Genomic DNA, 26,884 nt, shown 5'->3' on the forward strand with positions numbered 1-26,884 from the left:
TTATATTAAATTCACGTTCAAACAAGAGGGCTTTAAATATGACAATGAAATCGATTCGTTACAATAGAGATGAAATGGCATGCCAATGCTCATGCTCAACATAGCGCAAAACAAGAGGCAGATCAGTTTTGGCGGGGGGGCAGATTGATCTGAAACAACTATAAATATAAGAGCCAATATAAAATTAAGAAAATGATAATTCAAAATCTAAAGAGAACCTTATGGTTCTCTTTTTTATATCTATTTATTCTCAGAATCAATTTCTCGTACAGCATTGTTTACTTGAATAGGTTCTATACGTAGTAGTTTTTTCCCAAAACTTCGTAGCCACCACACCAGTTGAGATGTAAATGGAACAGTCGCAGTAACTTCGACAATGTTTTCTTCAATTGGGGTAATTGTTTGATCTTTACTTAACTGGCTTTCATAAAAAGTTTTAGCGGTTTGCTCAGTCATTGTTAATGTGAGTTGAATAGACTCTGTAGGTTGGTTGTAATCTACTCTAAAACCTAAAGCACCTGAGTCAATATAGTGATCAATATCAAAGTTGACGGGGTGAAGCGCACGACTTTCTAAAACTTTTGCTGATCTGAAACGGTGCAAAGCAAATGTTTGCACTTCAGTTTTGTCATGTCGGGTGCAAATTAAATAAATGACAGCACCTTTTTGGACCAAAGCAAGTGGATTTAAAATATAAGTTTTGTCTTCACCTTGGTTTACACGAGCTTGATATACACATTCAATTTGTTTGTCTTGTAGCAAGCCTTCGTATATTGCTTGTTGAGCAGCACGATCGACTACAGGTGGAATAAGCGGTTGACTTGCTGGCACAATGCGTACACGATTAATCCATTGCCTTACATTATTCTGTGTAGATAGACTCCGTTTTGCCAAGTCAAACCAAGGTCCCATTTCATCTAGTAGGCTAGGTGGAAGCAAATGTTTGAGATGTTCTTCAACCATCATAAAGGTCACCGCTTGAGAGCTTGTCATATGCGGTAAGCTTTGAATTGGAGCATCTGATTGCCAACGCCAGCCTTGAGGTACGGCTTTATTGCTTTCAATTGGAAAACGCTGAGCAATTTGATTTAAATCACGCTGAATTGTCCTTAAACTGATTTCAATACCTTCACGCTCAAGCATTTCTTGTAATTCTCGAGTTCCGATCCATTTACCGGTAGGGAGGCGAGATAAAATCTGCCATTGGCGATATAAACTATTTGAAGTTTCTTTTTCTATTACAGACATAAGCGTAATAAATCTATATCCAATTGCTTTGGTGTCACCACAATAAAAAAACTTTACACATTTAGCAAGTTTGTCAGATTCAGTTTGTGGCTACCGTTACAATCAATGCTAAAATTTAGAAGAAAGTTATAACAATGAAAGCCAATAAGTATTATAGATATATAAGTGGCACTGAAATTGCTTATTTAAAAATGAAATATAGATAAATGATAAGACGAGGTTGCTATGTCAGAACAAGAGAAAGATCTACAAGCCGATATTGAATATTTTTTACAAGAGCAGGCGACCAACGCAGCATTACTTAACCAGAGTCCATCGTTTATAGAAAATCTTTCTGTACAGACGAATTTATTTGAACAACTAAAATCGCAGTTTTTCAATGAGATGTTAGATGATGTAACGTTTAATGGAGCAGCTTCTAAAAAAATTGAGCAATGGTTGAGTATTCGTACCTTAGATGAACTTAAGCAATTAAATGCTCAGGCCAAACAACATTTTCTCTATCAAGGGATTACTTTTAATGTATACGGTGATAAAGAGGGTGCGGAACGGACGATTCCTTTTGATTTAATTCCAAGAGTTATTGAAAAAAAACAATGGGAAAAAATTGCAGCAGGCTGTGCGCAGCGAGTTAAAGCTTTAAATTACTTTTTAGATGATATTTATCATGGACAACATATTTTGAAGGAAAAATTAATTCCGGAGAACCAGATTGTTTGTCATGAGGCTTTTCAGCCACATATGCTCAAGCATTCACTAAAAGGTAAAATTTATTCTCAAATTAGTGGAATAGATATTATTCGTGATGGCGATGGGGAGTTCTTTGTACTAGAAGATAACCTACGAACACCTTCAGGGGTGTCATATATGATTGAAAGTAGAAATATTAGTCAACAACTTATGCCTGAGCTTTGTGCTGCCAATAATTTACAAGGAATTGAACATTATCCAAGTTTGTTAAAAGAAATACTTCAAGAAAATTCAGAAGTTGATCAACCCTTTATTGTGGTCTTAACTCCTGGGCGTTTTAACAGTGCTTATTATGAGCATGCTTTTTTAGCGCGTGAAATGGATGTGCCACTGGTTACTAACCGAGATTTATTTGTAGAAAATGATCAAGTTTTTGTTAAAACCATTCGCGGGCGCCAAAAAGTTGATGTGATTTATCGACGTTTAGATGACGATTTCTTAGATCCACTTGCATTTCGACCTGATAGTGCTCTTGGGGTGGCGGGGCTTATGTCTGCTTATTTACAGAAAAATGTAGTGATTGCCAACGCACCAGGTACAGGGGTTGCTGACGATAAATCAATTTATCCATATGTTGATCAGATGATTCAATATTATTTGGGAGAAACACCAATTTTAAAGAATGTACCTACTTATCAATGTCGAGAAAAAGAACATTTGGATTATGTACTCACTCATATTGACCAATTAGTAATTAAAGAGGCTCAAGGTTCTGGTGGTTATGGCATGTTAATTGGACCTAAAGCAAGCTCATGTGAAATTGATGAATTTAGAAAAAAACTGATTGCTACACCGCACGAATATATTGCGCAGCCAACATTAGCTTTATCTGTTGCACCGACTTTAACAACATCAGGGGTGGCTGAACGTCACATTGACCTACGACCGTTTGTATTGAGTTCTCCATATCGTACTGAAATTGTACCCGGAGGCTTAACACGAGTAGCCATGCAGGCAGGATCTTTAGTCGTAAATTCCTCACAAGGAGGAGGTATTAAAGATACATGGGTCGTTGAGACATTACATTCCTAATCGTTGGTTAAAGAGGAAATTTATGGTTTTACTCAATTCGAGTGCGCACCACATTTATTGGTTGGGCCGTTATTTAATGCGGATTAAATTTGCTGTATCACACTTGCCATTTACAAATGATGAAAAAGCAAGTCAATTTGCATCAGCATTTGGGCTGCTTATTGAGCAAGCGGAATTACTGAATTGCTATATGTTAGATACTCAACAAACATATTCATTACTGAACCAGTTCGCTATTGCCAAAGATAATATCCATGAATTAAGAGGAATATTATCTTCTAGTGCGTATGCGGAATTGAATCATGCGATTAAGTCTATTCAAGCTAACCCTGAGTCATTAAATCAGGCTTTGGATAAATGTAATCAAATACTTAGTGCTGAACATGAGGATATTGCCCTCTTTCTGCAATTGGGCCAAAAGATAGAACAATTCGATATACAACTACGTTTTCAACAAGACCTTACAGTGCTTTTACAAGATTTGGAAAAATTACACAAACGACTTAATGACTTAGGGTGGGATAAATTAAATGAAGTGTGGACATTGTTGAAAGATCATCCAAATTGGGAGGGTTACTATAATTTCACACAGCAGTTGGAATATATGTTCGAGGCATAATTATGAAACTGATGATCAATCATCAAACGCATTATCACTATACGGAAACTGCTAAAAACAGTATTCAGTATATTAAAATGATGCCTCAAACATCATTACATCAGCATGTCTTAAATTGGGCAATCAGTGTGCCTGGAGATAAAACTCTCAAAAAGGATATCTTTAATAATATTTGGTTAACGGCTACTCAGCGCTATGAGTATCAGCATTTAACTTTTATGGCGCAAGGGATTGTCGAGCTTCTTAATACAGAAATAGGTGGAGTAGATGTATCTATACCTATGAGCCTATTTCTTCAAAATACGGAAGCTACAAAATATGATTCTGAAATGTTGGATTTTGCTCGGAGAATTGTAACGGTAAAAGATCGAAAACATATTGCTTTACTCAGTGAAAATATTTTGCAGAAGATGCCTTATCAACCAGATAGTACTTCTGTTCATACGATTGCTACAGAGGGTTTTCATGCAGGACAGGGGGTATGCCAAGATCATGCACATGTTTTAATTGCTATGTGTCGTGCGTTACAATTACCAGCACGTTATGTTTCTGGTTATTTATTTGATCAAAATTCCCCGCACCTTGCCAGTCACGCTTGGGCGGAGGTATTTTTAGATAATCAGTGGTATTGTTTTGATGTAAGCAATCAATTGTTTACGCCAATGCATCATATTTATCTTGCGGTTGGTCGAGACTATCTTGATGTTGCGCCGATTAGAGGTGTGAGAGAAAAAGGTGGAGTCGAAAATATGATGTCTGTGGTTCAAGTGTTGGCCTGTTGAATGTGAAGAGAGCGAAATGACCTATTGTTGTGCACTGAGATTAGAGCAGGGTTTGGTATTTATTAGTGATACTCGAACTAATGCAGGGGTCGATCATATTTCTGTGTTTCGTAAACTTCATACTTTTGGTGTGACGGGTGAGCGATTTATTGCTTTGCAAACAGCAGGTAATTTAGCAACAACACAAGCGGTTATCGGGCATTTGCAAAATGCCCTTACTTTGCAGCAAGAGCCTAATCTATATAGTATTAACACAATGTTTGAAGTGGCTGATCTAGTTGGTAAGACTTTAAAAAATGTTTTAGAGGATATTAGCTCGGATACTCAAGAACAAATGAATTACGCCTGTAGTATTTTGGTGGGTGGGCAAATTAGAGGTGGCGATATGCAGCTTTATAATGTTTATCCACAAGGTAATTTTATTTGTGCAACGACAGATACGCCTTACTTTCAAATTGGTGAAAGTAAATATGGTAAGCCTATTTTAGATCGTGCTTTATATTATGCTATGCCGTTGGATGATGCGCTGCGCTGTAGCTTAATCTCGTTTGACTCGACGTTGCGTTCTAATGTTTCGGTAGGTTTACCTTTAGATGCGCTAGTCTACACTAAAGATAGTTTTGTAATCCCTATGGGGAAGCGAATTAGTGAAGATGATCCTTATTTTTCACAAATAAGTCATCAGTGGTCGGATACTTTACGCCGTGGACTGCAAGAAATGCCAAAACCTACCGATGATTATTGGCGTTAAAAATGACTTTAAATAAAAAATCCAAGCAGAGCTTGGATTTTTTATTGATTAAATTATTAAGTGCTTTGGCGGACTGGTCGAGTACTTAAGCGACAAAGTAATTCATAACCAATTGTGCCATTTGCATCAGCAACATCATCAACTAAACGATGTTTACCCCAAAGTTCAACTTGAGTACCAAGTTTTACTTGGGTATTTGTGACATCAATTGCAATCATATCCATACTAACTCGCCCTACAACTGGGCAAAATTTGCCATCAACAGCGACAAAATTTTGCTTTATGTAAGCTCGTGGATAACCATCACCATAACCAATAGAAACTATAGCGATATCCATAGCCTGTTGAGCGCAAAAAGTAGAACCATAACCCACATGTTCACCAGCTTGAATGTGGTTTAGTGCAATAATTTCTGCTTTGAATGTCATGACTGGTTTTAAATCAAGTTCATATACGGTTTTATTTGCGAAAGGAGAAGCTCCATAGAGCATGATACCAGGCCGTACGTAGTCGAAATTTAGTTCTGGCCATTTAAAAATAGCGGCTGAATTACAACAAGAGGCTAAAACTGGATCACAAGCTTGTTTTACGTGCAGAAATTGTTGTTTTTGCTGCTGGTTAAGTGGGTGGTCTACATCTGCATTGGCAAAATGCATCGTAAGTACACAAGTAAATCATTCAGATTTTAAAGTTTTAATAACTTCAATAATTTCAGGATTTTTAAAACCTAAGCGGTTCATACCGCTATTCAGCTTAACCCATACTTTTAGACCTTGAGCGATATAGGCTTGTTTATATTTAATTAACCACTCAAACTGTTGTTGATGATGAATTATACATTCAAATTTTTCTTTAATCGCAATAGGCATTTCATCTTCAGAAAACACCCCTTCAATTAAAGTTACAGGTTGCTTAAATCCGAGTTGTCGAATTTCTAAGCCTTCTTGTAAGCAGGCGACACCAAAGGCATCTGAGGCATTTAAGGCTGCTAAACAGTCTTTGACTCCATGTCCGTAAGCATTGGCTTTGACCATACTTACGATTTTTGAATTTGTTGCGAGTTGTTTGACACGGTTTAAATTATATTGAAGCGCTTGGCGATCAATATAAACTGTTGCTTGACGCACCCTCATTTACTCCTTTGGGCTAGAGATAGAGTTTATTCTTCATCATCATATTGGCTGTAATACTCAGGAGAGAGATTACTAAAACGAGTGTATTGACCTTCAAAGGCAAGACGCACCGTACCAATAGGTCCGTTACGTTGTTTACCAATGATAATTTCTGCGGTGCCTGCTTCTTTAGACTCTTTGTTGTAGACTTCATCACGATAAATAAACATGATTAAGTCGGCATCCTGCTCAATCGCACCCGATTCACGTAAGTCAGACATTACTGGGCGCTTGTTTGGTCGGTTTTCCAGACTTCGGTTAAGCTGAGAAAGTGCGATAACAGGACATTGCATCTCTTTCGCTAATGCTTTTAAGCTACGTGAAATTTCCGAGATCTCGCCAACACGGTTGTCACCCATACCCGGAACTTTCATGAGCTGTAAATAGTCGACCATGATACAGCCGATTTTACCATCGTGCATTTTGGCAACGCGGCGAGCACGAGCACGGAGTTCAGTTGGGGGTAGGGCGGATGAATCATCAATATACAAATGCATTTGCTGAAGTTGCAGGATGGTACCTGTAACTTTAGTCCATTCATCGGCATCTAAGTTACCTGAACGCAAATGCCCTTGATGAACTTTACCCATTGCTGAAATTAGACGCATAGCAATTGAGTCTGCTGGCATCTCCATCGAAAATACCAGAGCGGGGAGTTGGTTATATTGCAAGACGCTTTCAACCAAGTTCATTGCAAAGGTAGTTTTACCCATAGATGGACGTGCAGCGACAATAATTAAATCTCCAGGTTGCATACCAGAAGTTTTATTATCAAGTTCTAAGAAGCCTGTGGTTAAGCCTGTAATATTGCCATCGAGTTTTGAAAGCTCATCAAGTTTGCTAATCACGTCAGCAGTTACAGAGCTAATTGCTTTAGGGCCAGAATCTTTCTTATTGTTATTATGCTGTTCTGCTAAAGAGAAAATACTGGTTTCAGCCAAATCTAAAATTTCACTCACACCTCGACCTTTTGTGTCATACGCATTCTGTAAAATTTCAGTACTGACTTTAATCATACTACGTAAGGTGGAAAATTCTTTAATTTTAGTCGCATAAGTTTCAAGGTTATAGAAACTTGATGGTGAGTCAGCCATAAGCTGCATTAAATATTCTTCGCCACCGATTGCACTAAGTAAATTTTGTTTTAAAAGCCAGTCATTCACTAAGACTGCATCGTACGGTGAATTTTCCTGTGCCAATTTTTCAATCGCGCGATAAATATATTTATGGCGAGTGGCATAAAAATCATTTTCTTTGAGTAGATCGCTGACTTGCTCAAAAGATTCAGCAACGGTCATCAGCGCAGCAAGCACAGCTTGCTCGATGGCTAAATTGTGTGGGGGAGTGCGAAACTCTTTAAGTTGGCCTGATTCACTCGTCTTATTTTCTGTTGGAGATGAAAGCGTTAAAGAAGTGGCATTCGCCTGAGACATAATTAGACCTGATGATAAAATGTGTGCACAAAAAAGGGTTTTAAGCCGAGAACTATCTTAAAACAAAAATAAATAAACTACCTAATTAAAAAACCAATTAAACTGAAGAACTGATCAGGAATTAATATATCTAATTTTATTGCATAAATTTAAGAGATAAAAAAAGAGCATGCGTGAGCATGCTCTTTTTTTGATGAGAAATTACTCAGATACGATAGTAACGAGAACTTCTGCAACAACATCATGATGCAATTGGATTGCGATGTTGAATTCACCAGTGTGACGAAGCGCACCGTTTGGTAAACGAACTTCTGCACGGTCAACTGTAAGACCAGCATTCGTTAACGCGTCAGCGATGTCACGAGTACCGATAGAACCGAAGAGTTTACCTTCGTCACCAGCTTTAGCAGTGATAACGATGTTAACTTCGTTCAATTGTTCAGCACGTGCTTGAGCAGCAGCTAAAATTTCAGCTTCTTGCTTCTCAAGTTCAGCACGACGAGCTTCAAAAGCAGCAGTGTTAGCTTCAGTAGCTGCAACTGCTTTACCTTGAGGGATAAGGAAGTTACGGCCGTAACCAGCTTTAACTGATACTTTATCGCCTAATTTACCAAGGTTCTTAATGCGTTGTAATAAGATAACGTCCACAGATCACCTCACTTATGGTTGTCAGTGTACGGAATCAAAGACAAATAGCGAGCTTGTTTGATAGCAAGTGCTAATTGACGTTGATAACGAGCTTTAGTACCAGTGATACGGCTAGGAACAATCTTGCCGTTTTCAGTGATGTACTGTTTTAAAGTGTCGATATCTTTGTAGTCGATGTACGCAACATTCTCAGCTGTAAAGCGGCAGAACTTGCGACGACGGTAAAAACGTGCCATTGATGTTCTCCTTATTCAGCTTCTTGAGCAACTTGCTGTGCTTCTTCACGTTGAGCTTTACGCGCACGCTTTTCTTCAGCACTCTTAGCAAGCAATGACTCTTCAGTGATTGCGTGTTCACGACGGATGATAAGGTTACGAATGATTGCGTCGTTATAACGGAATAATTCTTCTAACTCATCAAGCGTAGCTTGACCACATTCAACATTCATAAGAATGTAGTGCGCTTTGTGAATTTTGTTAATTGGGTAAGCCAATTGGCGACGGCCCCAATCTTCTAAACGGTGAATTTGACCTTCAGCTTCTTTGATCTGAGAGATATAGCGTTCAACCATACCTACAACTTGATCGCTTTGGTCTGGGTGTACCAAAAGTACGATTTCGTAATGACGCATTGTCAGCTCCTTACGGTTTAAACAGCCCCTAAAAAAATAGAAGCAAGGAGTCATAGCTAAAATATAATATAAATAGCTACGTCGCATAAAATGCGAAGGCTGAATTATAGGTAAAAATTAGACTAAAAACAAATCTTTTGATAAGAAATATGAAAACTTGTTTTAGAGGAGGAAATCCTCCCTTAATTAAAAGAGAGGAAGATTTGGAGCGGGGGATTGATAGGTAAAGCTAAAACTTAAACTTAACAAAGTAATTAAGATTACTGAGTAAAGAAAAAAGCGCTTGGCCCAGAGTTGGTCGTTTTCGGCTTTAAATCCAATAATTGATAAGTAGAACCAATATGCGGTCAACGCATTAAAGGTAATTAAAAAGAATATATTGGTATAGCCAAAACAATATAACCCATTCAAAACAGCTGCAAATAACAGGATATATATTACACATTCAATTTTCGTGCGATAAATTGAACGCGCTACAGGCAAAATTGGAATTCCTGCATTTTTGTAATCATCAAAACGATAAATTGCAATTGCCCAAGAGTGAGGCATTTGCCATAAACCGTATGCTAAAAACAAAAGCAGGGCTGCCACATCAAATTGATGAGTTACTGCTGTATAACCAATAACAGGAGGGCTCGCTCCGGAGATACTACCAATAACGGTTTGATGGATTGAGGTACGTTTAGTCCACAAACTATAAAAACCGACATAGACAACAAAACCAATGACTGCAAATAAAAATGCGTAACCGTTTACACCAAACCATAAAATGCTAAAACCAATTAATCCAAGTACAAAAGCATATACAAGTGCAACAGTAGGAGAGATGGTTTTTTTAACAAGTGCGCGGTTTTGTGTGCGCTGCATCTTTATATCAATATCTTGATCTATAACATTATTAACAACACAGCCAGAAGCAACAACTAACGTTGTTCCAATAAGGGTGAGTAATAATAATAAGATGTCTATAGAGCCTTGGGCGGCTAAGAAGAAGCCGCCCAAGGTGGTAATGAAATTACCGAAGAGAATTCCTGGTTTAGTCAGGAATAGATACTTTCTCAACATGACAATCAGTTTAGATCATCATATTGTAGTGAAGGTAATTCATAATCCACACAGAACCAATTAAAAGTACAGCGATACATAGAATTGTGTAGATAAATGCAATCATATTCCAACGTTGTTCAGATGATGTATTCATGTGTAAGAAGTACACAAGTTGTACAAGAACCTGAGCAACAGCAGTAATAGCAATTACTGTAACTAAAAGACCGCGGCTAAAACCACCTGCCATCACCATTCCGAATGGGATGATGGTAAGAATAACAGATAGAATAAAACCTACAGTGTATTGCTTAAAGTTACCGTGTGACGCACCAGCAGCATTATGCTCATGACTACTCATTAGAGAACTCCCAGTAAGTAAACGACGCTGAATACACAGATCCAAACGATGTCAAGGAAGTGCCAGAACAAGCTTAAACAAGCAAGACGACGTGTATTCGGTAAAGTCAAACCTTTAGTCTTGATTTGATACATCAATACTAACATCCACACTAAACCAGAAGTTACGTGGATACCGTGCGTACCAACCAAGGTAAAGAAAGACGACAAGAATGCACTATGAGTTGGACCATAACCTTCTTCTACAAGTTTATGAAACTCATAAAGCTCCATGCCGATGAAGGTTGCACCAAAAAGAAATGTAATAAATAACCAAGTGATCACTTGATTTACATTCTTTTTATAAGATGCAAGTACAGCAAAACCGAATGTTACCGATGAAATCAATAAGGCAAATGTTTCAGTTAACACGTAGCCTAGTGATTCATGGAATAGTTTATATGCACTTGGAGTACCTTCTGGAACATGACTGCTTAATACAGCGAACGCAATGAAGAGTGATCCGAAAAGAATCAAGTCACTCATCAAGTATGTCCAGAAACCAAAGACCGTTAAGTCAGTGTCATCATGTTCATGATGACCATCGTGGTCGTGGTTGTCGTGATGAAGTACTTCAGCCATTTCTTTAGTCCTTCTTCAAGTGTTTTTCAAGTAAAGCATAGCGTTCGTTTTCAATACGCTCAACTTCAGCAGCTGGAACATAGTAATCAACATTCTTAGTGAATGAGCTTACGATCAAGCTAATAACAGCTGAAGCGAATGAAACAACAACAAGCCACCAAATATGCCAGATGAGTGCAAAGCCAAGGATTGTAATGAACATTGCAATGACAAAACCAGCAGCACGATCAGTCGGCATGTGGATGTCTTCATATTTAGTATTACGTGCGTATGCTACACCATTTTCTTTGTCAGTCCAGAAACGGTCTACACCGCTTGCATCTGGTTCATGCGCAAAGTTATAGAATGGAGCAGGGGAAGAAGTTGCCCACTCAAGCGTACGAGCATCCCATGGATCGCCTGTAAGGTCCATGTTGTCTTTGCGTTGTAAGAAACCAACGATGATTTGCATTAAGAAACATGCAATACCAATAGCAACAAGAACAGCACCAAATAATGCAATCGCAAGGTATGGGTCCCATTCAGGGTTGTCATATGTATTCAAACGACGAGTCATACCCATGAAACCAAGGATATAAAGTGGCATGAATGCAAAATAGAAACCAAAGAACCAGAACCAGAACGCAGCTTTACCCCATGCTTCATTGAGCTTCCAACCAAACATTTTCGGCCAGTAGTAAATGATGCCGGCAAACATACCAAACACCACACCACCGATAATTACGTTATGGAAGTGAGCGATCAAGAATAATGAGTTGTGTACTAAGAAGTCCGCAGGTGGAACAGCCATAAGTACACCAGTTAAACCACCGATACCGAATGTTACAAGGAAGCCAAGCGTCCATAACATTGGAGTAGTAAAGGTGATGCGACCTTTATACATGGTGAATAACCAAGAGAAGATTTTCACACCAGTAGGAATCGCAATAACCATGGTCATGATACCGAAGAACGCGTTAACGTTCGCACCAGCACCCATGGTGAAGAAGTGGTGAAGCCATACAACGAACGCAAGAACAGTAATAGCGATAGTTGCATACACCATAGACTTGTAACCGAACAACGCTTTACGAGAGAAGGTTGCAACGATTTCTGAGTATAGACCAAATGCTGGTAATACTAAGATATATACTTCAGGGTGACCCCATGTCCAGATCAAGTTCACGTAAAGCATTGGGCTACCGCCAAGCTCATTTGTGAAGAAATGGAAGCCGAAGTAACGGTCTAGAGTAAGCATTGCAAGTGTACCTGTTAATACAGGGAATGATGCAATGATTAATACAGCCGTACAAAGTGAAGTCCACGTGAAAATAGGCATGTCCATCAATTTCATGCCAGGTGCACGCATTTTAATGATGGTAACGAAGAAGTTAACACCAGATAAAAGCGTACCTAGACCAGAAACCTGAAGTGCCCAGATATAGTAGTCAACACCAACACCAGGAGAATATTGAATGCCAGATAGAGGAGGGTAAGCCATCCAACCAGTCGCAGCGAATTCACCTAATACAAGTGAAAGCATCATTAAACCAGCAGCACCAGCGAATAACCAGAAGCTTAAAGAGTTTAATAATGGGAAAGCAACGTCACGAGCACCAATCTGTAGTGGTACAGAGATGTTCATCATACCTACAACGAGACCCATTGCTACGAAGAAGATCATGATTACACCGTGTGCGGTGAAGATCTGGTCGTAGTGGTCAGGATGCAAATAACCTTCGCCGCCGCCTTTAGCGAGGAAAAGTTGTAAACGCATCATGATCGCATCGGCGAAACCACGCAAAAGCATGACGACAGATACGATGATATACATGATACCAATTTTTTTATGGTCTACAGTAATAAACCACTCATTCCACAAATATCCCCATTTTTTGAAATAGGTGATACCGCCAAGCACTGCAATTGCACCAATTGCCATAAGGACCATGGTGACAAGTACGATTGGCTCTGTCGGGATAGAGTCCCAACCTAGTTTACCAAAAATCATATCCATGTCTTATTCCCCTTGAGCAGCGTGTTCAGCTGCAGCATGAGTGTCAGCTGTTGCATGTTCAGCAGAGTGGTCAACACCATGATAGTTACTCATATAATGGTTGATTACTGTTTCAAACAGTTTTGGTTCAACTGAAGAGTAATAAGTCACAGGGTGCGGCTTATTCGGGAACGGTTTCATCGCTTCTGCTTTAGCAAGTGCTTCTTGATCACCAGCAGCTTTAGCACGATTTACTAAAAGCTCGATTTGGTGCTTAGAACGGTCGCCATCACGTAAGGTTGCCAATTCAGCTTGGTCAAGCGTAGTTTTCTGAACTGCTTCTGGATTAATAGTTGAACCCTTACCAGCTTTAACAGCTGCTACCCATTCGTTGAACTGTTGCTCTGTAACGCTATGCGCTTTAAAACGCATTTGAGAGAAACCATAGCCTGAGTAGTTAGAAGAGAAACCACGATATACACCAGTTTCATTTGCTAACAAATGAAGGTGAGTTTGCATACCTGCCATTGCGTAAATCTGACCGCCTAACTGTGGAATGAAGAATGAGTTCATTGTGAAGTTAGAAGTGATTTTGAAGCTTAACGGAGTTTTTTCTGGGAAACGTACTTCGTTAACAGTCGCAATGTTTTGTTCAGGATAAATAAAGATCCACTTGAACTGTTCAGCAATAACCTGAATAGTTAAAGGCGCTTTATCTGATTCTAAAGGACGGTATGGGTCATACTTGTGGGAACCCCACCAAGTTAACCAAGCTAAAATACCAATAATAATGACAGGGATACCCCATACTACAACTTCAATTGCAGTTGAGTGTGCCCATGTAGGTTTATAGTCTGCATCTTTATTTGACGCACGATATTTCCAACCAAACCATAATGCCATGATGATTGAAGGAATCACCACAAGTAACATTAAATAGATCGCAGTCATCATAAGGTCACTTTGACCTTGACCAACTGGACCTTTAGAGTTTAGAAGTACCATATCACCACCACACCCAGTCAAAAGTGCGGCAAGCGTTGATAAAGACAATACAGCTAAAATCGTTTGTCTCATTTTACAACCTCGGTGAAGAGTCCCATTCCCTAATTAAATATGGGATAGCGATTAAAGTGTCGCATGATTGAGAATGCTAGTCTTAAAAAATTTAGACTTCTCAATGATGCGACACCGCTACGTTGTAGGGCATTATGCCTCATATCGACAAACTAAGCTACACATAAAGCAGCTTGAAATAATTGTTTTAAAACCTGATTTTTTTTGTAGGGTATCGAATCTTGATAGAGCTTTTATTTAAATATCAATTCTCTATAGAAAAAAGGAGGTGGGGTGCCTCCTTTTTTTTAGACTTTAAATGAATGAGTCATTCACACTCATTTGATCACTTTTGTTCTTGCAATTTTGTCATGTAAAGCCTGTCGTTTTTGGCCTAATGCAAAAGCATAGTCAATAATTGTGCTAATAGGCATAAACAGTAAGTTCAATATAATGAAAACGATACTTCTGAGTAAGAAGACACGCGTTAAATTAACTTTACCATTAGTTTCAGCATCTACAATCTTAATTCCGACAATTTTCTTACCTATACTTTGACCAAATTTGGTTAAAAGAAAAGCTTGGATAGCAAGCATAATGATGACATAAACAAGCATTGTATGCCATGCTTCAATCGGAATAAGCGTAAAAAGCTGTTGTTGAAGTTCCGCTGCTTTAGTTGAGGCAACTTCTGCAGATTGCATCTGTTTTTGTAACTCAAAAAGTTGTTTATATTGAGCTTCGTTAAAGAAGAAAGAAGGAATGGCTGCAATAGGTAACCAAAGTAATAAGTCAATAATTTTTGCAAGAGCACGAGATGAAATTGAAGCAAGTTCATGTGCTTTAGTTTCTACACGGATGTGCTGAATTGTCTCATTATGAGTCGTATTTGTATTTGCTGAAAAAGCAGAATAACCCGTAGGTTGATATACAAGTTTACCTTGGGTTAATTCTCCTAAAGCTTTCCACTCTGTCATGCCTTCATGCCAAGCTAAATCAGTGAGTAAAACCTGTTGGCTTGCCAACATCTGATTTAGTTGTTCTAAGGTATAAGGCCCAGCTTGTTGATTATTACGTGCCAAGTAAATTTGCATAAGTAAAAATTCTCTATTCTAAAGATGAAAAAAGACCCACGGATGGGTCTTTTTCTATAACAAATTAGATTTGCTTGATTTTTTCTTCAGCAAGGAAGAACCATGTATCTAAAACTGAGTCAGGGTTAAGAGACACTGACTCAATACCTTGTTCCATTAACCATTTTGCAAGGTCAGGGTGATCAGATGGTCCTTGACCACAGATACCCACATATTTGCCCGCTTTACGACAAGCATGAATTGCCATAGAAAGAAGTGCTTTAACAGCAGCATCACGTTCGTCAAATAAGTGAGAAACAATACCTGAGTCACGGTCTAGACCAAGTGTTAATTGAGTCAAGTCGTTAGAACCGATAGAGAAACCATCAAAGTGTTCAAGGAATTGTTCAGCTAACAATGCGTTAGTTGGTAATTCACACATCATGATTACTTTTAAGCCGTTCTCACCACGTTTCAAGCCATTTTGAGCAAGTAGCTCAATTACACGTTTTGCTTCTGATACTGTACGCACGAATGGAATCATGATTTGGATATTGGTTAGACCCATTTCATCACGAACTTTTTTAAGTGCACGGCATTCGAGTTCAAAACAGTCACGGAAGTTATCTGAAACATAACGGCTTGCACCACGGAAGCCAAGCATTGGGTTTTCTTCTTCCGGTTCGTATAACTTACCACCAATAAGGTTTGCGTACTCATTTGACTTAAAGTCAGACATACGAACGATTACTGGTTTGTCAGCAAACGCTGCAGCAAGTGTTGCAATACCTTCAACTAGTTTTTCAACATAGAATTCTACAGGTGATGCATAGCCCGCTGTACGTGTCATTACAGCAGCACGAGTTTCACGAGGTAAGCTTTCAATATTAAGAAGCGCTTTAGGGTGAACACCGATCATGCGGTTAATAATGAACTCTAAACGAGCAAGACCAATACCTTCGTTTGGAATTTGAGCAAAGTCAAAAGCACGGTCAGGGTTACCTACGTTCATCATGATTTTGAATGAAAGTTTAGGCATAGACTCAACAGAGTTACGTTGAACTTCAAAATCTAATGCACCTTCGTAGATGAAACCAGTGTCACCCTCAGCGCAAGAAACAGTAACTTCTTGGCCGTCAGTCAATACCTCAGTTGCGTTACCACAACCTACGATTGCCGGTACGCCAAGTTCACGAGCAATAATTGCCGCGTGACACGTACGACCACCACGGTTAGTGATAATCGCGGCAGCACGTTTCATTACTGGTTCCCAATCTGGATCAGTCATGTCAGATACAAGTACGTCACCGTCTTGTACTTTGTCCATTTCTTTAATTGAGCTAACAATACGAACTTTACCAGAACCGATACGTTGACCAATTGAACGACCTTCACAAAGAACAGTACCTCTTTGTTTAAGTAGGTAGCGCTCCATTGTGCCGACATTTTGACGGCTCTTAACGGTTTCAGGACGAGCTTGAACAATATAGATTTGACCATCGTCACCATCTTTTGCCCATTCAATATCCATTGGTGCACCGTAGTGCTGCTCAATAATAAGCGCTTGTTTTGCTAGTTCTTGTAATTCATGATCATTTAATGCGAATTGTTGACGCTCTTGTTTTTCAACATCAACAACAACAACTGATTTGCCAGCTGAACCTTCTTCACCATAAATCATTTTTTGGTGCTTAGAGCCTAAGTTACGGCGTAATACCGCATGTTTGCCAGCATTTAATAATGGTTTAGATAGATAGAATTCGTCAGGGTTAACTGCACCTTGTACAACCATTTCACCTAAGCCATAAGATGCAGTAATGAATACAACATCACGGAAACCAGACTCAGTATCGAGTGTAAACATTACACCCGCAGCGCCAGTTTCAGAACGAACCATACGCTGAACGCCCGCAGATAATGCGACAACATCATGATCGAAGCCTTGGTGTACACGGTAAGAAATAGCACGGTCATTATATAAAGAAGCAAATACTTCTTTGATGGCGATAAGTACGTTATCAATACCACGAATATTCAAGAAAGTTTCTTGTTGACCTGCGAAAGATGCATCTGGTAAATCTTCAGCAGTTGCAGATGAACGAACGGCAACCGCGATATCAGGGTTGCCGTTAGAGAGTTCTGTAAAAGCGGCGCGAATTTCTTCTTCTAAGGTTGCAGTGAGTGGAGTCTCTACAATCCATTGACGAATTTTAGCGCCTGTTTCTGCAAGTGCATTTACATCATCGACGTTAAGTTGAGCAAGTTCTGCTTGAATTCGAGCGTTAAGACCGCTTTGGTCTAAGAACTCACGATAGGCCTCAGCAGTTGTTGCAAAACCACCAGGTACCGATACACCAGCATTTGATAAATGGCTGATCATTTCACCCAAAGATGAGTTTTTCCCACCTACGAGTTCGACATCGTGTTTCCCTAATTTTTCTAGACCGATTACGCGCGCTTCCAAAGTTTTCACTCCACTTTTGCAGTATTAATGTCTATCTTGGCATGAAATTAAAAAAATAAAGTGCTTAGTTGAGAATTTTACTAAGCGACAGTCATGTAAGATCAGTTTACTATAAAGATTATATAGCACTAAGACAAATGTTTAAGGAGAATTTTAATGTCAGAAAGTAAACAGTATAAGCGGAGTGTTTTTTTTATTTCTGATGGAACTGCAATTACTGCCGAGACTCTTGGACATTCGTTATTAGCACAATTCCCTAATGTAGATTTTGACATTCACATCATGCCTTATATCACAACTGAAGAGGCAGCAATGGCTATTGTGGTTGAGATTAATAAATGTCAAACCCGTGATGGATGCTTACCATTAGTATTTGATACTTTAGTTGATCCGCATGTCCGTGAAATTATTAATACTGCAAAAGCGGTTAATTTAGATGTATTTGAAGGACTAATCAGTAAACTTGAGCAGGAGCTTGGAACGCCGCCAACAACATTAGTTGGGCAAACACATGCAGTTACTGATTCTGAGTATTATAAAGCACGTATTGATGCAGTGCATTTCGCACTTGATAACGACGATGGGGCGCGTACCCGTCATTACGATAAAGCAGATTTGATTTTAATTGGTGTGTCTCGCTCAGGTAAGACCCCAACTTCTATTTATCTTTCACTACAGTTTGGTATTCGGGTAGCTAACTATCCTTTGACAGAAGAAGATTTGGACGATAACCGTCTACCAGCAGTATTAAGAGAGCATCGTAGCAAACTGTTTGGTTTAATGATTGATGCAGAACGGTTGGTTGCTATTCGAAGCGAACGCAAAGCAAATAGTCGATATGCAAGTTTTAGTCAGTGTCAAATGGAATTAAGAGCGATTGAAGGTATTTATATTTCAGAAGGTATTAAATATTTAAATGTCACTGAAATGTCAATTGAAGAAATCTCTACTCGTATTTTACAAATGACTGGTTTAAAACGACGTATCGGTTAGTTAAATCAACTGCTTATTTTAGCCATTCAATTTAAATAATTTAAAGTTAATTAGATTGAATGGTTTTAAATTTATATACATATTAAAAATAAAAGTTTTAAATATAAAACGCCAAGTTAATGAATCGTTTCTGATTAGTTATCAGCGAGTAAACTCTTACACTACAGTTTGTGAGTTAAAATAAGCTTTTTGAAAAGAAATGTATATAAACTAATAATCTATGTTTTTATAAATATTTGTTTTTAGTTGTTTTTTAAAAATACAAACACTTTTTTTATTCATAATTTACATTTGTCGTAAATATCATGCGCATTTTGATTATTGTGATGAAGTTCACATTTTTAACTATAATTTCCCATCTCAATATGGGACTATCCGATTATCAAAATGCTAAAAAAATGTGTTTTTTCATTGGTATATCTCTTGCCAATTCAATTGTACGCCGCTCCAGTGGATGTCTTGCGTGAGCAGGCTATTCAAGATTATAGAGCAGGGCAAACTCAACACGCTGTTTATCAGCTAGATCAATTGTTAAAACAGTACCCACATGATCAAAAATTGTTGGCTGATTATTTAATTGTTATGTCTAATGAAAAAAAGGATCTAACTGAATTTACAGATTTATTGGTAAATATTAATTATGTGAATTTTCCGGAATATGCAAAGCTACCTTTAATTCAAAATTTTCGAGATTTTAAACATTTTAAAATAGCGCTTGAATGGGCAAATAAGCTTAATATTCAAAAAACGATTGATGGGCGCATTTTATTATCTGTTTTATATGTTGAATCGCAAGACACAGTGAATGCTAAGACTCTGTTATCTAAAATCAATATTAAAAATTTAAATGCTGATCAATTGGTACGTATTGCATATGCTTACCGTCTAATTAATTTGCCTGTAGATGCTTTAGCTACAATTGAGCATGCTTATCAGCAACAACCTAAGTCTTCATCTGTTTTACAAGAGTATGTCTACGACTTGATTGCTATAGGTGCATATAAAAAAGCTCAGCAATTACTCCAAACAAGCGAAAAAAATCAGCAAACTGTGCAATTACAGCAAACTTTACAAGTCAGTGAATTTTCTCAGCAGGTCAATAATGCAATTACCCGTTATAAATATTTAAATCGCCAAGGCTTATCAGATGCAGAAAGTTTTGCTGAATTAGATAGCGTGTTAGAAAAGGGGAAAAAGCTACAACGGCAAATAAAGCCAGAAGATCCTAACTATTTAAGGTTTCACTACGATTATTTATATGCATTAGATTTCAGAGGCCGAGCAAAAGCGGTTTTAGATAATTTTACTCAATTAAATATTCCGCTTGAAAAATTACCTGCATATGTACGTCATGCAATTGCTGATAGTTATTTAGCTGAGCAAAAGCCGAAGCAAGCTGAACTTGTTTATAAGACACTTTTAACCGAAAAAAATTATCCGGATATGATCGTCTATAGCGGGTTGTATTATTCTTATATTGAACAAGAAAAATATAAGGAAGCGGAACAGCTTTTGGCAAAAGTTGATCATCTTATTCCGACCTATAAATATAGTCAGGCAAAGGGTGTAGATAAAACGAGCCATCCTGACCGAGACGATTATATTGCTTTAAAAGGAATGCATTTAGCTTATGCAAATCATTTAGATCAAGCTGAAAAACACTTTCAAAAAACAGTAGAGCAGGCACCTGCAAATGAGAGTTTGATTAATAACCTTGCCCGCGTAGAGCGCTGGAGAGAAAAGCCTTTAGAAGCAAAAAAAACAATTTCTCGTTTAAATGGTATAGATCCGATTGCTAAAGATACTCGCATTAATGAAATGCAAAATACTCAGGCTTTAGGGGATATCCAGACATGGCGTAAAACAACGCAAAACTTAGTGCAGTTTTATCCCGAGGATAGTGGCGTTATTAAAAGCCGCAAAGAGTTGGATGATCGTAATAGAGCTACGATTTCACATTCAACGACTTGGGGCCAAAGTAAAACTAATAATAGCGATTCTGTAAGTGGACAAAACGGTTTAAAAGACCGTGAGATGGAAACTCGCCTTAATAGTCCGTGGATAAAAGATAATTATCGTTTATTCGCTTGGCATCAAGATCGTTATGGCGAGTACAATTTTGGTGATGTCCATAACCAGCGCTATGGTGTTGGGGCCGAATGGCAAGCCAATCGTAAGGCGTTATCTGCGATCTTGTCGCAAAGTACAGATGGCGGACAAGCTGGTGTTCGTCTTGATTGGTCACAGTGGTTAAATGATCACTGGCAGTATCAATTGCAATATAACAGTCAGGCTGACATTCCTCTACAAGCGATTGACGCAGGAGAAGATGGTCAATCTTATAGAGCTGCGTTGACATGGCAAAAGGATGAATCTCGTCAAATTGGCGCAAGTTACGGTTTGACTGATATTAGTGATGGCAATAAACAACAAGAATTTTCAACTTTTTGGCGCGAAAGACTATTTGCAGCGCCGCATCACATTACTTATGGCACTGTCCGTGGTTTTTTCGGCAGTAATAGCCAAGATCAAACTGCTTATTTTAGCCCAAGTTCGCATTACAGCGCAGAGTTGAACTTAAGTCATGACTGGGTGACTTGGCGTGAATATGAGCGTTCATTTAAACAGCATTTCGAGGCTGGGGTGGGCTTTTATAAACAAGCCGATTATTCCACTAAACCAACCTATTCTTTGCAGTATCAACATCAATGGCAGCTATCACGGACATGGCAACTCAATTATGGAATTGGCTGGCAATACCATCCTTACGATGGACATGCTGAACAGCATGCCTATGGTATTTTCGGATTTGAAGGGCGTTTTTAATGAATAATTTATTTTCAAAAGTGTTGGGCTTTGCTTTGGCCTCGACATTGTTACCTCTGCAATTTGCATATGCCCAAATAGAAAAAGATTTACCAAAAAATCATCTGGTTTCTTTAACTTTTCATGACGTCAGAGATGATGTTTTAAAAGAGGGAGATCGGGATATTTATGCAATTCAAACTAAAAATTTAGCGCAGTTTTTTGACTGGCTCAGTCAATCTGACTGGAAGCCAATACGATTAAAAGATATTGAAGAGGCTCGTAAGCAAGGCAAAGAGCTACCTCATAATGCTATTTTGTTAACCTTTGATGATGGTGCTTTAAGTAGCTACAGTCGTATATTTCCACTGCTTAAGCAATATCAGATTCCGGCAGTTTTTGCACTCCCAACCAGTTGGCTAAATGGTAATACAAAAGCTGGCTATGAAGCCTATGGACAAGGGAACTTGGTCAATTGGAAGCAAGTACGAGAGATGCAGGCCTCTGGTTTGGCAGAGTTTGCAAGCCATAGTGATGATTTGCATCATGGTGTGCTTGCTAACCCTCAAGGGAATGAACAACCCGCAGCAACTTCTTATATGTATTTAAAATCGCAGGCGCGTTATGAAACCGACACGGAATATCAACAACGTATTTTGAATGATTTAAAAAAATCTCATGATGTCTTAAAAAAAGAATTGAGTGTAGAGCCGAAAGCGATTGTATGGCCGTATGGTGCGGTAAATCAGCAGTTAGAAAAAATAGCTCAACAAGCAGGGTTTACTTTTTCCTTTAGTTTAGGGCGTGATGGGGTGAACCAAATTAATGACGTTACCTTCAAACGTAGTCTTATGGTTGATAACTCTACAGCTGAGCAGCTATCGGAGACGTTGCTTAATATTTTGAACTCTGCAGAGAAGGATTTATATAAGCAGCCAAAACATTTTGTGAATATGGATTTAAAGCAATTAGCTGCCTCGACCAATAGTCAGTCAGATGAAAAATTAGGGGTATTGTTATCAAAACTTTATAGTTTAAAAAACAATACGCTGATATTGAAGCCTTTAGATGACCAAGATGGAGATGGACAATATGACGTTGCTTATTTCCCAACAGCTCAAATACCAGTTAAGCAAGATATTTTGAACCGTAGTTTATGGCAGGCACAAACTCGTGCAGGTCAGTCGGTTATTTTAGAACTACCTATTTATCCTCAAAAAAATAAACCATTTTTGGTGGCAGATTTAGCTAAAGATATTGCGCGTTTTAATAGCAATTTAAGTGGTATTCAGCTTAATGCTGGAACTGCTTTAAATTGTGCAATGCAAAACACAACGCTGAACGAAAGCAACTGTGTTGAACAAGTAAAGCAATTATCACAACTGAGTCAACTGACTCAAAAAGCTGCAAAACCTTATTTGAATATGAGTAATCAGGCCCAGTTTAGTTTGTTGTTGACACCAGACTTAGAGCATATTGAGCAGTTACCGGCGCTTTTAAAATCACTCTTAACCCAGAATGATTTAGTGAACCTAAAATTTAATATGGTGGACAAGTAAAAACAATTTAAACAAGCCTTAAAGCTTTTAAACACGCTTGATGCGAAATACAAGCAACGAATTATGCTGACATTAACATTGCCAGAAAATGATCAGAAAAATGCTTGGCAAGAAGTGAAACAAGGTCTTTTTGATATTCAACGTATAGGTATTCAGAAATTTGGTGTTGATGGCTATAGCCCTAAGAACTCAAAAAGTGTTCACGAATATTTATATAACCCAATGAGCTTAAATTCCAGTTCTGTGATGTATCAGCCCTTTGTAGGTCTAGCGAATGAGGGGAAAAAGTAATGAGAGTATTACTCGATATTCTATTTGCTTTTGCCTTTTTATATCCGCTACTTATGGCGTGGACATGGATGGTAGGTGGTCTCTGGTTTTTCTTTAAACGGGAATACCATGAACAGCAATTACCAGAGCCTTCAAATGAAGGTTGCAGCATTATTATTCCTTGTTTTAATGAAGAAGCTCAAGTGCGGCAAACCATTCGTTATGCCTTGCAAACAAAATATCCAAATTTTGAAGTGATTGCTGTAAATGATGGTAGTAGTGACAGAACAGCAAAGATTCTTGATGAGTTAGCAACACAAGATACTCGTCTGAGAGTCGTGCACTTAGCAGAAAACCAAGGTAAGGCAGTTGCTTTAAGATCCGGAGTGTTAGTAAGCAAATACGAATATTTAGTTTGTATTGATGGAGATGCTTTATTACATCCTCATGCTGTACTTTGGCTCATGCAGCCGTTTTTAAAATTTCCACGTATTGGGGCTGTCACTGGTAACCCAAGAATTTTAAATCGCTCAAGTATTTTAGGGAAATTACAGGTTGGGGAGTTCTCTTCAATTATTGGATTAATTAAGCGAGCACAGCGCACGTATGGACGTATTTTTACAGTATCAGGAGTAATTGTAGCGTTTAGAAAAACAGCCCTAGCTCGTGTCGGTTTTTGGTCTGACGACAAAATTACCGAAGATATTGATATCTCTTGGAAGCTTCAAATGGACCATTGGGATATTCAATATATTCCTCAAGCGCTTTGTTATATCTACATGCCTGAAACTTTTAAAGGTCTTTGGAAACAGCGTTTGCGCTGGGCACAAGGTGGGGTAGAAGTCTTATTGGAATATATTCCAAAAATGTTCAAAGTTCGCTTGCGCCGTATGTGGCCAGTCATGCTTGAAGCTTTAGTCAGTATTGTTTGGTCATATGTAATGATCTTTATTTTCTTACTTTTCTTGATTGGTCTATTTATTGAATTGCCTCAGCAGTGGCAGATCAATTCTCTAATGCCACAGTGGTATGGTGTGATATTGGGTGGAACATGTCTCATCCAATTTTTAGTCAGTTTATGGATCGATCACCGTTATGACCGTGGACGTCTTTTTAGAAATTATTTTTGGGTAATTTGGTATCCATTATTTTTCTGGCTACTAACGCTATTTACCAGCGTGGTTGCGGTACCTAAAACTATATTTAACACAAAAAAACGTGCCCGCTGGGTTAGTCCTGACCGAGGCTTTCGAGGAGATAACTCATGAAAAATAAAGAAAATAATGATATAGAGGTTTTAGATATACCTGAATATATTGATCAGCCTGAATATGTAAAAAATAAGACCGCGAACTATACTTTGCAAACAATAGGTTGGTTTTGTTTAATGTGGCTGCTTTTTCCACTGGTTTCTTTATTTTTGTGGTTTTTTGAAGGACATCTTATTTATGACTATGTGTGGGTAGATCATATTTCGGAAGTCAAAACTTTACTGCATTTACTTCTTTTAATTTGCTTAAGTGCTTTGGTTCTAATTTTATGGGCAAGTTATAACTGGCTTAGATTTCATGGTGATGATCGACGTAGTAAAGCGCCAAATAGTTCTGATGATTTATTGGCTTTTAAATTTACAGTAAGTACAGCGTCATTATCAGAATTGCAAAAAGCTCAACGTGTCATTCTGCATTATGATGAGCATGGGCATTTGCAAAAATATGATTTGAACTGAATGAAAAAAGCATGGTATTTCAACCATGCTTTTTTCATTTTCAAGAAGTTGTTCTAATAATGACATCAATGGTTTGCTGAGTGCCATCCATACTGTATATAGCCGTTTGAGTAACTTTCACAATTGGCCAAGTCTGTAATTTACAATTTGGTCTCTGTAGAGCTGCATAATAGTTATCAGATTTAAAAAATGTTTTATGGGCTTTTGCAGTATTAGGAGTCAAAAGACGCTTCAGCCATGTTTCATTTACTTGGGTTTCCAAAAAACGTAGAGCTAAGATACTTTTTACACGGTTGTTAAATAGCCTCCTGTTTTTAGCAATAAGTGGATGGGTAATGAGACGATGTATACCAATTTGACTATGGGGCAAAATAAAGTGTGGTGTGATTTGAAATACAGTTACAAACTTTGCTTGTTGGCAGATTTTGTCTAAGTGTGTGACAGTTTCCTGATCCGTTCCAATAATCGCTACATTTAAATTAGAAAAATCATATGCTTTGATTGTATTTGATAAAAGAACTTGACCATTAAAAGCGTCAAAATCCTGAACTGAATTTTGAAAAGTAGCTGATTTTGCAACACTATTTTTAAGTTCAATACTCATTTTCCAAAAGTCCTTTTGGTTTTCATTTATGATGATTTTTTATCGTTTTAATATAAATAACCAAGCAAGGTAGCTGGGTAAAGTATTTTCAGATGGGTGGTTATCTCAGGCTTGGAACTGAGCCAAGCATAAGACTTTGTTTAGATATTAATGACTTGATTTTAATTGCATTAATTGAGTAAAGCTGTCTAAACGTTTATTTGTATCATAGACGTCACAAGTAAAAATAAACTCATCGACTTCATATGTAGCCAAAAGCTTTTCTAAACCTGAACGTACTGTTTCAGCAGAACCGATTTGTGCCATCTGATAGAAATTTTCAACTGAAAGTTGTTCTGCTGTGTTCCATAGTCCTTGCATTGAATTAACTGGTGGCTTGAGTTTTAAGCTTTCACCACGAATTAATCCTAAGACACGTTGGTATGCGCTTGTTGCTAGGAACTGAGCTTCTTCATCTGTATTGGCAACTACAACAGGTACGCCCATTGAAACATAAGGCTTGTCCAAATATTCAGAAGGTTCGAAATTTTCACGATAAAGTTCAATCGCTTGACCAAGCATGCGTGGCGCAAAATGCGATGCAAATGAATAGGGTAATCCTAGCTTCGCAGCCAATTGTGCGCTAAATAAGCTTGAACCCAATAACCAGACAGGCACATGAGTATTTTGTCCAGGAGTGGCAATAATTCTTTGGCCGGGTTGAGGTGCTTTAAAATATTGCAAAATCTCAACAACGTCTCTAGGAAACTGATCTTCCGTTTCCTGATGCCCACGACGTAAGGCACGCATAGTGAGCTGATCTGTACCCGGAGCACGACCTAAACCTAGCTCAATACGATTTGGATATAAGGTTGCTAATGTACCGAATTGTTCTGCAACCACTAATGGTGCATGGTTTGGTAGCATGATACCACCTGAACCTAAACGAATGCGCTGGGTATGAGCCGCGATAAAGCCAAGTAAAACAGCAGTTGCTGAACTCGCAATTCCATCCATATTATGATGTTCTGCAAGCCAAAAACGGTCATAACCTAATTTTTCTGCATGTTGGGCGAGCTCTAATGCATGACGTAATGAAAACTCGATTGTTTTATCATCACGTATTGGAGCTAGCTCCAAAATTGAAAATTTGGTGTCTTGAAGTGATCGCATGCGATATTCTCAAAAAACGTTATATCGAAATAATACGATATAAATGAGGTGATGTATATCGATTTTTTTCGATATAAATTTCACTCCCAAATAAAAAAAGCACCGCTAGGGTG

22 protein-coding genes and 2 pseudogenes are annotated in these 26,884 nt (G+C 38.3%); 9 read left to right on the forward strand and 15 right to left on the reverse strand.

Annotated features, from left to right (window positions below; translation table 11 throughout):
* Positions 1-240 precede the first annotated feature (240 nt).
* The gene (locus MSG95_RS08305) at positions 241-1,248 is read right to left on the reverse strand and encodes a helix-turn-helix transcriptional regulator (RefSeq protein WP_004700816.1); all 1,008 of its coding nucleotides are present in this window, start codon (positions 1,246-1,248) and stop codon (positions 241-243) included.
* Positions 1,249-1,473: 225 nt separating this feature from the next.
* On the opposite strand from MSG95_RS08305, the gene MSG95_RS08310 reads away from it, so the two are divergent.
* Genes MSG95_RS08310 through MSG95_RS08325 form a run of 4 tightly spaced genes read left to right on the forward strand, consistent with a single transcriptional unit; the run spans position 1,474 to position 5,182 of the window.
* Positions 1,474-3,030: a circularly permuted type 2 ATP-grasp protein gene (locus MSG95_RS08310; protein WP_049066017.1), complete on the forward strand. Its 1,557-nt coding sequence runs from the start codon at positions 1,474-1,476 to the stop codon at positions 3,028-3,030.
* A 22-nt stretch (positions 3,031-3,052) separates the two neighbouring features.
* Positions 3,053-3,649, forward strand: a complete 597-nt coding sequence (locus MSG95_RS08315; protein ID WP_077164911.1) for an alpha-E domain-containing protein — start codon at positions 3,053-3,055, stop codon at positions 3,647-3,649.
* A 2-nt stretch (positions 3,650-3,651) separates the two neighbouring features.
* Complete coding sequence (locus MSG95_RS08320) at positions 3,652-4,431, forward strand: transglutaminase family protein (RefSeq protein ID WP_077164910.1); 780 nt, start codon at positions 3,652-3,654, stop codon at positions 4,429-4,431.
* 16 nt (positions 4,432-4,447) lie between these two features.
* Positions 4,448-5,182: a proteasome-type protease gene (locus MSG95_RS08325; protein WP_039251509.1), complete on the forward strand. Its 735-nt coding sequence runs from the start codon at positions 4,448-4,450 to the stop codon at positions 5,180-5,182.
* Between the two features lie 56 nt (positions 5,183-5,238).
* On the opposite strand, the pseudogene alr reads toward MSG95_RS08325, so the two are convergent.
* The 12 genes and pseudogenes from alr to ppsA form a co-directional block, all read right to left on the reverse strand.
* Positions 5,239-6,309 (reverse strand): annotated as a pseudogene (alr, locus tag MSG95_RS08330) (alanine racemase).
* Between the two features lie 32 nt (positions 6,310-6,341).
* On the reverse strand, positions 6,342-7,787 hold the full coding sequence (dnaB, locus tag MSG95_RS08335) for a replicative DNA helicase (RefSeq protein WP_004700827.1): 1,446 nt from the start codon (positions 7,785-7,787) through the stop codon (positions 6,342-6,344).
* Positions 7,788-7,988: 201 nt separating this feature from the next.
* Positions 7,989-8,435, reverse strand: coding sequence for a 50S ribosomal protein L9 (gene rplI / locus MSG95_RS08340; RefSeq protein ID WP_004700828.1), 447 nt, complete (start codon positions 8,433-8,435; stop codon positions 7,989-7,991).
* Between the two features lie 8 nt (positions 8,436-8,443).
* Positions 8,444-8,671: a 30S ribosomal protein S18 gene (rpsR, locus tag MSG95_RS08345; protein ID WP_000090661.1), complete on the reverse strand. Its 228-nt coding sequence runs from the start codon at positions 8,669-8,671 to the stop codon at positions 8,444-8,446.
* A gap of 11 nt (positions 8,672-8,682) precedes the next feature.
* Positions 8,683-9,066 carry a 30S ribosomal protein S6 gene (rpsF, locus tag MSG95_RS08350; RefSeq protein ID WP_004700831.1) on the reverse strand — a complete coding sequence of 128 codons (384 nt, stop codon included), beginning with the start codon at positions 9,064-9,066 and terminating at the stop codon, positions 8,683-8,685.
* Between the two features lie 186 nt (positions 9,067-9,252).
* Positions 9,253-10,131, reverse strand: a complete 879-nt coding sequence (gene cyoE / locus MSG95_RS08355) for a heme o synthase (RefSeq protein ID WP_039251506.1) — start codon at positions 10,129-10,131, stop codon at positions 9,253-9,255.
* Between the two features lie 10 nt (positions 10,132-10,141).
* On the reverse strand, positions 10,142-10,471 hold the full coding sequence (locus MSG95_RS08360; protein WP_000094534.1) for a cytochrome o ubiquinol oxidase subunit IV: 330 nt from the start codon (positions 10,469-10,471) through the stop codon (positions 10,142-10,144).
* On the reverse strand, positions 10,471-11,091 hold the full coding sequence (gene cyoC, locus MSG95_RS08365; protein WP_077164908.1) for a cytochrome o ubiquinol oxidase subunit III: 621 nt from the start codon (positions 11,089-11,091) through the stop codon (positions 10,471-10,473). Before cyoC ends, MSG95_RS08360 begins: the two co-directional genes overlap by 1 nt.
* Positions 11,092-11,095: 4 nt before the next feature.
* Positions 11,096-13,087 carry a cytochrome o ubiquinol oxidase subunit I gene (cyoB, locus tag MSG95_RS08370; RefSeq protein WP_077164907.1) on the reverse strand — a complete coding sequence of 664 codons (1,992 nt, stop codon included), beginning with the start codon at positions 13,085-13,087 and terminating at the stop codon, positions 11,096-11,098.
* A 3-nt stretch (positions 13,088-13,090) separates the two neighbouring features.
* A complete protein-coding gene (gene cyoA, locus MSG95_RS08375; RefSeq protein WP_049066333.1) occupies positions 13,091-14,143 on the reverse strand; it encodes a ubiquinol oxidase subunit II in 1,053 nt (350 codons plus the stop codon).
* Between the two features lie 317 nt (positions 14,144-14,460).
* Positions 14,461-15,216, reverse strand: a complete 756-nt coding sequence (locus MSG95_RS08380) for an RDD family protein (protein WP_077164906.1) — start codon at positions 15,214-15,216, stop codon at positions 14,461-14,463.
* Positions 15,217-15,280: 64 nt separating this feature from the next.
* On the reverse strand, positions 15,281-17,668 hold the full coding sequence (ppsA, locus tag MSG95_RS08385; RefSeq protein WP_171262120.1) for a phosphoenolpyruvate synthase: 2,388 nt from the start codon (positions 17,666-17,668) through the stop codon (positions 15,281-15,283).
* A gap of 147 nt (positions 17,669-17,815) precedes the next feature.
* On the opposite strand from ppsA, the gene ppsR reads away from it, so the two are divergent.
* From ppsR to pgaD, 5 genes and pseudogenes are all read left to right on the forward strand, one after another.
* Positions 17,816-18,652 (forward strand): posphoenolpyruvate synthetase regulatory kinase/phosphorylase PpsR, encoded by an 837-nt coding sequence (gene ppsR / locus MSG95_RS08390; RefSeq protein ID WP_004700844.1) that lies wholly within the window; start codon positions 17,816-17,818, stop codon positions 18,650-18,652.
* Between the two features lie 387 nt (positions 18,653-19,039).
* A complete protein-coding gene (gene pgaA / locus MSG95_RS08395) occupies positions 19,040-21,478 on the forward strand; it encodes a poly-beta-1,6 N-acetyl-D-glucosamine export porin PgaA (protein WP_077164905.1) in 2,439 nt (812 codons plus the stop codon).
* Positions 21,478-23,307: pseudogene (gene pgaB, locus MSG95_RS08400) on the forward strand (poly-beta-1,6-N-acetyl-D-glucosamine N-deacetylase PgaB). Before pgaA ends, pgaB begins: the two are co-directional and overlap by 1 nt.
* Positions 23,307-24,554, forward strand: coding sequence for a poly-beta-1,6-N-acetyl-D-glucosamine synthase (pgaC, locus tag MSG95_RS08405; protein WP_077164903.1), 1,248 nt, complete (start codon positions 23,307-23,309; stop codon positions 24,552-24,554). The pseudogene pgaB and the gene pgaC overlap by 1 nt, the downstream one beginning before the upstream one ends.
* Positions 24,551-25,015 carry a poly-beta-1,6-N-acetyl-D-glucosamine biosynthesis protein PgaD gene (gene pgaD / locus MSG95_RS08410; RefSeq protein WP_077164902.1) on the forward strand — a complete coding sequence of 155 codons (465 nt, stop codon included), beginning with the start codon at positions 24,551-24,553 and terminating at the stop codon, positions 25,013-25,015. Before pgaC ends, pgaD begins: the two co-directional genes overlap by 4 nt.
* A 40-nt stretch (positions 25,016-25,055) precedes the next feature.
* On the opposite strand, the gene MSG95_RS08415 is transcribed toward pgaD, so the two are convergent.
* Complete coding sequence (locus tag MSG95_RS08415; RefSeq protein WP_004700855.1) at positions 25,056-25,619, reverse strand: hypothetical protein; 564 nt, start codon at positions 25,617-25,619, stop codon at positions 25,056-25,058.
* A 147-nt stretch (positions 25,620-25,766) separates the two neighbouring features.
* Positions 25,767-26,771: an LLM class flavin-dependent oxidoreductase gene (locus tag MSG95_RS08420; protein ID WP_049065304.1), complete on the reverse strand. Its 1,005-nt coding sequence runs from the start codon at positions 26,769-26,771 to the stop codon at positions 25,767-25,769.
* Positions 26,772-26,884 lie beyond the last annotated feature (113 nt).

Source organism: Acinetobacter sp. IK23, assembly GCF_035615275.1.
Lineage (GTDB): Bacteria > Pseudomonadota > Gammaproteobacteria > Pseudomonadales > Moraxellaceae > Acinetobacter > Acinetobacter seifertii.